General features: G+C 58.2%; 3 protein-coding genes. All 3 read right to left on the reverse strand.

Annotation, left to right across the window (positions count from 1 at the left end):
* Positions 1–155 (reverse strand): EAL domain-containing protein (locus ACRC1E_RS07585; RefSeq protein ID WP_438514501.1); only part of this gene is annotated, 155 nt, incomplete at its 3' end.
* Positions 156–188: 33 nt separating this feature from the next.
* Positions 189–1,634, reverse strand: a complete 1,446-nt coding sequence (locus ACRC1E_RS07590; protein WP_438514499.1) for an MFS transporter — start codon at positions 1,632–1,634, stop codon at positions 189–191.
* Between the two features lie 46 nt (positions 1,635–1,680).
* The coding region (locus ACRC1E_RS07595) for an EAL domain-containing protein (RefSeq protein ID WP_438514500.1) at positions 1,681–1,869 on the reverse strand (189 nt) is incomplete at its 5' end.

A 1,869-nucleotide genomic window follows, 5' to 3' on the forward strand; every position in this document is an offset into this window, starting at 1 on the left:
TGCGCCAGGGCCAGTAATGGTGCGTACGATGGCGACGTCGTGGTCTTCCGGGCGCAGGTCGCGGACAAAGCAAAGCGCGAGTCTATCTTGAGCGGGTCCAGAGGCAGGCGCTTGAGGTAAGCCAGCGACGAGTAGCCGGCACCAAAGTCATCCAGCGCAACACATGATGCCGTGTGCTTTCAGGGCCATCATCTTGAGGATGGTGTGTTGAACGCAGCCGGGCTTATGCCGGTTTTTTTTGTGGCCACCGGTTTGCGTATCAGTAGAAAGACCACACTGCTGGCCCAGGTCATGATGGCCAGTGTCATGAAGGTATAGCGGTAGGCAGTAAAGGTCGCGCTGGTGTCGGGACGAAAGCTTTGTCCGAGAAAAAGCGACAGTATCATGATGGCGCAGGTTAGGCCCATGCTCAATGCTAGCTGAATGGAGGTAGAGAGCAGCATATTGCCGGCACTGGTTTGTTCGGGAGGCAGGCAGGCGAGCGCCGTGGAATTCAGGGTCGAAAACTGTAGCGAGATGCAGGCACCGAAGAGCAGCAGTACCAGTACAAAGTACAGATTGCTGGTGTCGGGCCCGACCAGCGCTAGCGCCATGATGGCAGCGCCTACGCCGCTATTGCTTACCATCAGTACATGGAAGCTGCCGAAGCGCTTGATCAATGGCACCACCGCTGGTTTAACCAGTAGTGCCGCGCCAGCGATGGGCATCAATAACAGGCCGGCGTGGGCCGGCGAGTATAGAAAAGCCAATTGCAGAAACAGAGGCAGCAACAGCGGAATGCCGCTGGAGCCTAGGCGCACTACCAGATTGCCAAGAATACCGACACTAAAGATGCGGTTGCGGAAAATGGCGAGTGGAAACAAGGGGGCGTGATGCCGCTTGGCGTGGCAGATATACAGCAGGAACGAAACCAGACCGGCCGTGATCATGGCCAGCGCTGTCAACACCGACAGTTTGTGTTCGCCGAATAGCTCTAGCGCATAGGAAACCAGCAGCACACCACCAGCAAACAGCAGGTAGCCGGGGATATCTATGCGGGCGGCGGGGTCGGACAGCTGCGGCATATGCCGGTAGGCAAGCAGCAGTCCGAGCAGGCCGATCGGCACATTGACTAAGAAAATCCAATGCCAGCTACTGTACTGGACGATCAGGCCCCCCAGCGAAGGGCCGAGTGCCGGGCCTATCAGGCCGGGCAGGGCTATAAAGTTCAGCACCTCCATCCGTGTATTCCTGTCGGGATAGCTCTTGAGTATGGCCAGACATCCGGTGGGCAGCATCAGTGCGCCCCCCATCCCCTGCAAAATGCGGCAGGCGATCATCTGCGGCAGTGTTTGTGCAGCGGCACACAAGATGGAGCCAGTGGTAAACAGCAGGATGGCGCAGATAAAGGCGCGACGGGTGCCGAAGCAGTCGGCTATCCAGCCGGACAAGGGCACCAGTACCGCCAGCGTCAGTACATAAGCCACCAGCACCGATTGCATCACCAGCGGGCTTTCGCCCAGACTGGCCGCCATGGAGGGCAGGGCCGTATTGAGGATGGTGGCGTCCAGCGTCTCCATAAACAGGCTGATGGCAGCGAGCCAGGGCAACCAGGGCGAGACGCCGTCGACACGGGGCGGGAGGATTTTCAGCATTCATGAACTATATATGCCGGCATTTAATTCTGCCGGCATTAACTGATCATGATACCGGTACGCCCTGTTTTGTCTGCGGCAGATGCGCATGGTCGAATTGTGCGACTGCCAGCGGCCGGCCGAAGAAATAGCCTTGATAGGCATGGCAACCCAGACTGGCCAATATGTTTTGCTGGTCTTCGGTTTCGACCCCTTCGGCAATCACCTCCAGCTCCAGCGTATGCGCCAGGGCCAG

The sequence above is a fragment of the Craterilacuibacter sp. genome, from assembly GCF_051659485.1.
In the GTDB taxonomy this organism is placed as follows: Bacteria; Pseudomonadota; Gammaproteobacteria; order Burkholderiales; family Chromobacteriaceae; genus Craterilacuibacter.